6 protein-coding genes are annotated in these 8404 nt (G+C 65.9%); 4 read left to right on the forward strand and 2 right to left on the reverse strand.

All coding sequences use genetic code 11. The annotated features are described in order from the left end of the window. A partial coding sequence (locus DJ69_RS08980) for a mechanosensitive ion channel family protein (protein WP_245851596.1) occupies positions 1–957 on the forward strand: 957 nt, incomplete at its 5' end. A gap of 80 nt (positions 958–1037) precedes the next feature. Then, a complete protein-coding gene (locus DJ69_RS08985) occupies positions 1038–2780 on the forward strand; it encodes an MATE family efflux transporter (RefSeq protein WP_099255301.1) in 1743 nt (580 codons plus the stop codon). Positions 2781–2815: 35 nt separating this feature from the next. On the opposite strand, the gene DJ69_RS08990 is transcribed toward DJ69_RS08985, so the two are convergent. Together DJ69_RS08990 and DJ69_RS08995 are read right to left on the reverse strand one after the other, a co-directional pair. Beyond that, positions 2816–3043, reverse strand: a complete 228-nt coding sequence (locus tag DJ69_RS08990) for a DUF7385 family protein (RefSeq protein WP_099255302.1) — start codon at positions 3041–3043, stop codon at positions 2816–2818. Between the two features lie 100 nt (positions 3044–3143). Continuing rightward, positions 3144–3959 (reverse strand): DUF7117 family protein, encoded by an 816-nt coding sequence (locus DJ69_RS08995; RefSeq protein ID WP_099255303.1) that lies wholly within the window; start codon positions 3957–3959, stop codon positions 3144–3146. Positions 3960–4095: 136 nt separating this feature from the next. On the opposite strand from DJ69_RS08995, the gene DJ69_RS09000 reads away from it, so the two are divergent. Next, the gene (locus tag DJ69_RS09000; RefSeq protein ID WP_099255304.1) at positions 4096–5232 is read left to right on the forward strand and encodes a DUF7544 domain-containing protein; all 1137 of its coding nucleotides are present in this window, start codon (positions 4096–4098) and stop codon (positions 5230–5232) included. An 84-nt stretch (positions 5233–5316) separates the two neighbouring features. Then, positions 5317–7569, forward strand: a complete 2253-nt coding sequence (locus tag DJ69_RS09005) for an NADP-dependent malic enzyme (protein WP_099255305.1) — start codon at positions 5317–5319, stop codon at positions 7567–7569. Positions 7570–8404 lie beyond the last annotated feature (835 nt).

Raw genomic sequence — 8404 nt, forward strand, 5'->3', positions numbered from 1 at the left:
CATCTCCACGTCGGCGTCCTTGACCCGCGCGCGGATCCTGATGGCCACGTCGGGCTGGACCTTCGCGGGCTTGTACGGCTTCTTCACCCAGTACCGGAGGCGAAGGAGCACGCCGGCGTCCCCGAACTCGTGGATCCGACAGTCGGGGCTGGCGGTGTAGCGCGCGACGCCGACGCGGATGTCGGGACCGCCGTCTTCTCCGCCGTGATCGGGATCATCCTCGCGCCGATCGTCGGCAACTTCATCAACGGCGTGTTCATCCTCGCGGACCAGCCGTTCGAGATCGGCGACATGATCGAGTTGGAGAACGGGACGACGGGGTTCGTCGAGGATATCACGATCCGGTACACGAAGATATTCACGCTTGATAACACGTTCCTCGTCGTGCCGAACGGGACGATGCGCGAGCGCGATGTCACCAACTACTCCGCCGAGGACGAGCGGACCCGGCGGACGATCGACGTGCTCGTCACGTACGAAAGCGACGTCTCCGAGGCGCGTCGGCTCATCGAGCGCGCCGCGCGGGACTGCGAGGCGGTGATCGACGGCGGCCCCGACATCCGCGTCGGCGTCGCGCGCTACACCGCCAGCCCCGACTGTCGGATCCACGAGTTCGGGGACGACGGCGTGCTCCTTCGCCTCCGGTACTGGGTGAAGAAGCCGTACAAGCTCGCGAAGGTCCAGTCCGACGTGAACATCAGGATCCGCGAGCGGGTCAAGGACGCCGACGTGGAGATGGCGTACCCGCACCGGCACCTCGTCTTCGACGACACCTCGGGCATCGCCCGGGTCGGCGGGCCGGAAGACGGCCGACCGCCGGGACAGCGGGCCGGCGACAAGCCCGATTCCGAGGGCCGAGGGGCCGGCGAGTCCCGGAACGCCGAGGCGGATGTCAGGGAGACGACGGAAGCGACGGCTGACTCCGTCGGCGGCGCCGGCTCCGGAAACGATCGCTGACTGGTTCCGTGTGACATAGTGTGGTGGGCTGTCCCACAGAACCGGAACCCTGATACAGCGAGCCCCCCGCTTATAAATCAGTGAGCGACGAGCCCTCCGAGGACCCGTCGGAGTCGCCTTCGGAGTTCGGCGGCGTTGATTCCTCCCCCGACGACGGCGCCGGCGACGACGGTGGTCCGAACCACGAGACGAACAGTAGCGACGCGGTCAGCGCCTCGTCCGAAGCAGCGGACGGTGGCGACGGCGACGGCGGTTCTGGCGGCGACGGCGACGGCGGCCCCGACGACGGCGACAGCGCCCCCGGCGATTCCCCCGACGAACGGGTGTCGGAGGAGTCGATCACCGAGGGGAGCCTGATCCGGCCGCTGTTCCACCTCGCGTGGCCGATCGTCGTCATCCAGCTGTTGCAGGTAATGTACAACGTGGTCGACACGCTGTACCTCGGGCGCCTGTCCGCCGAGGCGGTGGGGGCGATCAGCCTCGCGTTCCCGCTGATCTTCCTCCTCATCGCGGTCGCCGGCGGCTTCACGACCGCGGGAGCGATCCTCGTCGCGCAGTACACCGGTGCCGACGGGAACCGGTCTGCGGGGCTCGTCGCCGGCCAGACCATCTTCACCGTCTCCGTGCTGTCTGTGCTCATCGGGATCGCGGGGTACTTCTACACGCGTCCGGCGCTCGAGATCCTGCCGAGCGACGCCGACACGGCGGCGACGGTGATCCCGCTGGCGGCCGACTACATGGAAGTCATCTTCGCGGGTATCCCGCTGATGTTCGGGTTCTTCGTTTTCTCCGCGCTGATGCGCGGATACGGTGACACCCGGACGCCGATGACGGTGATGCTCGTCTCGGTGGTTCTGAACGTGCTACTCGACCCGTTCCTCATCTTCGGGTTCTCGGCCAACCCGCTGTTCGAGTGGCTCGCCGCGGTGCCGCTCGTCGCGGCGCTCGACCCCGTCGGCGTTCAGGCGGCCCTGTTCGCGGCCACCGGATTCGCCGGCTACGGGATCGAAGGTGCCGCGATAGCGACGATCTTCTCGCGGGGAGTCGCCACCGCGGTCGGGATCTGGGTGCTGTTCGGCACCGGGCTCGGGCCGGACGTCTCGCTGGGTCACCTCCGCCCGGACCTCGGATTCATCGGGGACATCTTCCGGCTCGGGCTCCCCTCCAGCGTCGAGCAGACGACCAGCGCGCTGGCGATGATCACGCTCACCGCGATGGTCGTCACGTTCTCCCCGCCGGTCGTCGCGGCCTACGGGCTGGGCAACCGGCTCATCTCGCTCGTGTTCCTCCCCGCGATGGGGCTCGGGCGCGCGATCGACACGATGGTCGGGCAGAACCTCGGCGCGAACCGGGCGGACCGCGCCGCGCGGTCGGTCAAGCTCGCGGCGTCGACCGGGGCGGGGGTGATGTTCCTCGTCGCGGTCGTCGCGGTGGCGTTCACGGAGCCGATCGTCGGCGCCTTCCTCGGAGACGTGCCCGACGCGCCGGCGACCGTCGCGCACGCGGTCGAATACGTCCGGATTCGGTCCGTCGAGTTCGCCTTCATCGGCGTCTCGCAGGTCATCCTCGGTGCGTTCCGGGGGGCCGGCAACACGAAGACCGCGATGGTGATCTCGATCCTCACGCTCTGGGTCGGGCGGGTCGCCAGCGTGGGCTACCTCGTCTTCATCGCCGGCTGGGGCGAGACGGGGATCTGGGTGGGGATGGCACTCGGGAACATCCTCGGCGCGATCATCGGCGTGGCGTGGTTCGCGCGCGGGACGTGGACGGAACGGTACATCGACGATCCGGCGCCCGGCGTGGATCCCGCGGCCGACGACTGAAGTCGAGAGCGAGGTCCGGAGAGACTGACCGCGCGTCAGTGGCGGAACAGGTGTATCGCGTCCTCGTCGCGGAGGAGACAGAAGCGCGCGCCGTCGCTTTCTGGAAATGTCGTTCCCGGCTTCCGGGTGGTAAACAGGCGGTCGAACGGGGCCTCACACACCGGACAGGCCACGTCTTTTCGGTTCTCCCAGAGGCGTGTCGCGCCCGTGTCCTTGAGCTGTTTCAGCGCGTGGCGGTGATCGTGCACGTCGAACCGGGGCATGCGTCGAAATACCCGACCCGACAGTTGAAGCTGACTCCGCGAGTATCAGCCGTGATTGCGTTTCGATGGTCGCAGGGGTACGGTTCGGTGTCGGCGACGGTTACGTCTCGGTGTCGGCGATCAGGCTCCGAGCACGGTCGAGGGGGGGCTCGTCGCCGGTCCTGACGTACTCGCCGAGCGCGTCGGCGGCGTCGACGAGGGCGTCGGCGTCGGCCGGCGGCACGTCACCCGTGAGCGCCTCGGCGCGCTTCGTGCGGTCGCGGAGGCGTTCGAGGAGCGCGCGGGCGGGAGCGATCCGCGAGAGCGGGTCGTCGCCGGCGACCGAAACCGTCGGTATGGACGCGTCGGCATCGGTGGTGTCGTCGACTTCCTCGAGTCCCGCGACTCCCTCGAGTTCGTCGAGAAACGAGAGGAGGTCGGTCCGGTACTCGTCGACCGCGCGGACCGTGGCCATCCCCCGCGCCTCGCGGAGGGACTCGGGGACCGCCTCGGTCGCGGGCCGGTCGCCATCGTCGGCACCGGCGAGCAGAGCGAGGAGGTACTCCCGGTCGCGGTCGGTGGGGTCGCGGAGCCGGTCGTAGAGGTCAATAGCCTCGAGCAGTTCGCGGGCGGCGAGGTAGGCGTCGTCGAGCGGGAGCAGTTCGCCCCCGCGGATGAACCCCCGCTTGCGGGCGTATTCGCGGAGGTCGGCTTTGAGGTCGTCGACGCCCTCTTCGGGGAGCGTTCCACGCGCGTCGCCGAAGCGTGCGCGATGGGGGCTGAGGTCGAGCGTCGCGGGTGCGTCGGTGTGGGCGGTCCTGTCGTCGACGCCGACGCTCTTGAGGGACCCGCAGTCGGGGCACTCGACGGATCCCGTCTCGTAGTACGACCAACGCGCGCCGCACTCCCGGCACTCCCGTTCGCCGCGGACCTTCATGCGAGCCACTTCGTCGCGTTCGGCGTAAAGGGCTGTGGGTCGCGAGTGACGGCAGATCGCAACAGGTCGGATCGGGCCGGAGTGGCCGGATTTCCCTCCGTCACATTATATATGCGGCCCCGGTGAATCGTGGGATATGGGTTGGCACGCCGTCGCGGCCGTGGACGACGCCGTCGAGGCCGCTCGTCGGTTCCTGTTCCCGGTCAGCGTGGTCCGCTGGGCGAAACTGGCGCTCCTTGTCCTCCTGATGGGTGGGGGTGCGAACGCCGGGGTGTCGGTTCCCGCGGCTCCCGACGCTCGGCTGGGCGGTGTGACGGAATCCGGGGGCATAGAGACCGGGACGGAGACGGAAACCGGCATCGGGGCGGTCGACGCCGTCGTTGCGGACCTCGTCGGTGGTCTGCCGGCTGACTGGCTGATCGCCGCCGCCGCGGTCGTCGTGGGACTCGGGGTTGTCGCGTTCTCAGTGGCCTCGCTGTCGCTTCGGCTGGTCTTTTACGACGCGCTTCGGACGAACGAGATCCGACTGTGGCAGCCGTTCCTCGGGCGACTCCGGCAGGGGGGCGGCCTGTTCGTCGCCTCCGCGGTCCTGTGGTCGATCGCCGCCGGTCCGATCGCGTTGACGGCGCTCGTCCTGGTCGCGAGGGAGACGCCGATTGGGTGGGCGCCGATCGACTCGTTCGCGGCGACGGTCGGAGCGCTTTCGACGGGCCCTGCGGTTGCCGTGGGGCTTCTCGGGGGCGGGGTCGTCCTGCTCGGGACGCTCGCACTCCGGCTCACCTACGAGTTCGTCGTTCCCGCGATGGTCGTCGAGGAAGTCGGCGTGGTTGCCGGGTGGCGTCGTGTCTGGCGCGCGGTGAGCGGGGAGTGGGCGGAGCTCTTCGTCTATCTCGCGGTTCACTTCTTCGTCAGCCTCGGAACGGCGATCGTCGAGGGGATCGCGTTCGTGATCGCTGGTTCGGCAGTCGTCGTAGTCGCCGGGAGCGTGCTCCTGCTCGCGGCCGTTCCCATCGGCGGTCTCGGCGCGTTGGTGAGTACGACTGCTGGGGCCGCGACCGTCGCGATCGTCGCCATTATCGCCGTGGTGGCGTTGGTTGCACTGACGCTCCCGGTCAGTGTCGTCACCCGATCGTACCTGATCGCGTACGAAGTCGCTACACTCGGTGGTATCGACCCGGCGCTGACGCTGTTCCACGCGGACATCGACCCGGCTTCGGCCGTCACTGATTCGACGTCGACCGATACTGGCTCAGGGTCGACCGACCGCGACTGAATCGCGTCCGCGGATCGTCGAATGTCGAATCAGTATTCGACGGGTTCACATACCTTTTTACTCCGTTACCGAATTGGAGGAGACATGGGACTAGACGACGACGCGAGAGAGTATCATCGACAGGAGCCGCCGGGGAAGATCGAGATCGAGACGACCAAACCGACGAACACGCAGCGGGACCTCTCGCTCGCGTACTCGCCGGGAGTCGCAGCGCCGTGTCGCGACATCGCCGCGGACCCGGAATCGGTGTTCGAGTACACCGCGAAGGGGAACCTCGTTGCGGTCGTCTCGAACGGGTCCGCCGTGCTCGGGCTCGGTGACATCGGTGCGTCGGCGTCGAAGCCCGTCATGGAGGGGAAAGGCGTCCTGTTCAAGCGGTTCGCCGACATCGACGTCTTCGACATCGAACTCGACATCGACGACGTCGATCCGTTCTGTGAGGCCGTGAAGGCGATGGAGCCGACCTTCGGGGGCGTCAACCTCGAGGACATCAAGGCCCCCGAGTGCTTTAAGATCGAAGAGCGGCTCCGCGACGAGATGGACGTGCCCGTCTTCCACGACGACCAACACGGGACCGCGATCATCTCCGGAGCGGCGCTGATGAACGCGACGGAGATCTCCGGGAAAGACCTCTCCGACATCGAGATCGTCTTCTCGGGCGCGGGCGCGTCCGCGATCGCGACCGCGAAGTTCTACGTCTCGCTCGGCGCGCGGAAGGAGAACATCACCATGTGCGACTCCTCCGGGATCATCACGGAGCAGCGGGCCGCCAGCGGCGACGTCAACGACTACAAAAGCGAGTTCGCCAGCAATGGAGCGGGCGGCGACCTCGCCGACGCGATGGAGGACGCGGACGTGTTCGTCGGACTCTCCGTCGGCGGGATCGTCTCGCAGGAGATGGTCCAGTCGATGGCGTCGGACCCGATCATCTTCGCGATGGCGAACCCCGATCCGGAGATCACCTACGAGGACGCGAAGGACGCTCGCGACGACACGGTGATCATGGCGACGGGGCGGTCCGATTACCCGAATATGGTGAACAACGTGCTCGGGTTCCCGTTCCTGTTCCGCGGCGCGCTCGACGTGCGCGCGACTGAGATCAACGAGGAGATGAAGCGGGCCGCCGCGAAGGCGCTCGCTGAACTGGCTCGCAAGGATGTCCCTGATGCGGTCGTGAAGGCGTACGGCGACGACCCGCTCCAGTTCGGGGCGGACTACGTGATCCCGAAACCCCTCGATCCGCGCGTGCTCTTCGAGGTCGCACCCAGCGTCGCGGAGGCGGCGATGGAGTCGGGGTCAGCGCGGACCGAAATCGACCTCGAACAGTACCGGGAGCGCCTGGAGGCACGCCTCGGGAAGTCCCGCGAGATGATGCGCGTCGTGTTGAACAAAGCGAAAAGCGATCCGAAGCGTATCGCGCTGGCAGAGGGGACCGACGAGAAGATGATCCGCGCGGCCTACCAGCTCTCGGAGCAGGGGATCGCCGAGCCGGTGCTGCTCGGCGACGCCGACACGATCACTCGCACCGCCGACCAGCTCGGGCTGTCGTTCCAGCCGGAGGTCGTCGATCCGGACGACCGGGACGTGTCGGCGTACGGCGACCAGCTCTACGAGCTACGCAAGCGCAAGGGGATCACGAGCCGGGAGGCGAACGAACTGGTCCGGCGAGACACGAACTACCTCGGGAGCGTCATGGTGAAGTCCGGGGACGTCGACGCGATGCTCACCGGCCTGACTCATCACTATCCGTCGGCACTCCGGCCGCCGCTGCAGGTCGTCGGATCCGCGGCCGACACCGATACCGTCGCCGGCGTGTACATGCTCACGTTCAAAAACCGGGTCATCTTCTGTGCCGACACAACGGTGAACCAGGACCCCGACGCAGAGACGCTCGCGGAGATCACGCGTCACACCTCCGAGCTCGCTCGTCGGTTCAACGTCGAGCCGCGCGCGGCGATGCTCTCCTACTCCAACTTCGGGAGCGTCGACAACGAAGGGACTCAGAAGCCACGGGAGGCCGTTGAGATACTCCACGAGGACGAGAGCGTCGACTTCCCTGTCGACGGTGAGATGCAGGCCGACACCGCGGTCGTTGACGACATTCTCAACAACACGTACGAGTTCTCGGAGCTCGACGAAGCCGCGAACGTGCTCGTGTTCCCGAACCTTGAAGCCGGGAACATCGGCTACAAGCTGCTCCAGCGGCTCGGCGGCGCGGAGGCCATCGGCCCGATGCTGGTTGGAATGGACGAACCGGTCCACGTCCTCCAGCGGGGCGACGAGGTCAAAGACATCGTCAACCTGGCCAGTGTGGCCGTCGTCGACGCGCAGGAGTAGGGTAGCGAATCGCTTGTGGTTGCGGTCCTCTGCAGCCTTCCGGTCTTCTGCGGTAGTCCTTTGATCTTCTACGGTAGTCCTCTGGTCTTCTGCGATCTTCTGCCGATCTCCGTTTGATACTCTGTGAGGCAACGAATTCGCGGGTATGATAGCGTAGGTGACCGTGGATGTTCCGGGTGTTCTGGCCATTCTAATCTGGTACTGTTGCCGTGACTGGGCACGACTGTTTGAGAGACACACCGTGTTTCCGGTGANNGGTTGGTGGTGGCTGGTGGGGGGCAGAAACGCCCGATCTTGATTCCCGATTCACCCCCACTCGGTTGCCTCAAAAATTGCTCTTGGATTAGAAAAAACTATAAATAAGTTTTGAGTATAGTCCACTAGACCAAAGAGCAAGAGAAAAAATGTAAGTCAGAGAGACCCGGTTTCACCGGAAATCCTGAACTTTCATCGGAAACACGGTCTCTGACTGGTACTTCGACTCCTCGGTTTACACTACGATGTGTATATACCGCATATACATACGGACTCGTACCGAAACTTGATCGTCTCTTTCGTACGGTCACACGATCCCACTAATTATCCTGGCTCGAGCTCCCTCTGGAGTGTCACCTGTCTTGTGAGCCGCCTCCGTTCCCTGACCTTTGTTTTGCGCTTCTGGTTCAGCTGCGTTTTTGTCGAGTCACACTGCGGTGGTGACACCGGATTTCCGGTGAACTACACTACCGATCTTCTGACAGCCGTTTTGCTTTTACTGCCGACAATCCTTCCTCTCACCGACCACTCTGACTCCCACTACCCTACCCATCACACCCCGACTACCCCACTACACCCC

The organism is Halorubrum persicum (assembly GCF_002727125.1).
GTDB lineage: Archaea > Halobacteriota > Halobacteria > Halobacteriales > Haloferacaceae > Halorubrum > Halorubrum persicum.

Coding starts and splice junctions, on each gene's coding strand:
- DJ69_RS08995 (WP_099255303.1), bottom strand. CDS start 3,959: ATGAAGGTCCGCGGCGAACGGGAGTGCCGGGAGTGCGGCGCGCGTTGG.
- DJ69_RS08990 (WP_099255302.1), bottom strand. CDS start 3,043: ATGCCCCGGTTCGACGTGCACGATCACCGCCACGCGCTGAAACAGCTC.
- DJ69_RS09005 (WP_099255305.1), top strand. CDS start 5,317: ATGGGACTAGACGACGACGCGAGAGAGTATCATCGACAGGAGCCGCCG.
- DJ69_RS09000 (WP_099255304.1), top strand. CDS start 4,096: ATGGGTTGGCACGCCGTCGCGGCCGTGGACGACGCCGTCGAGGCCGCT.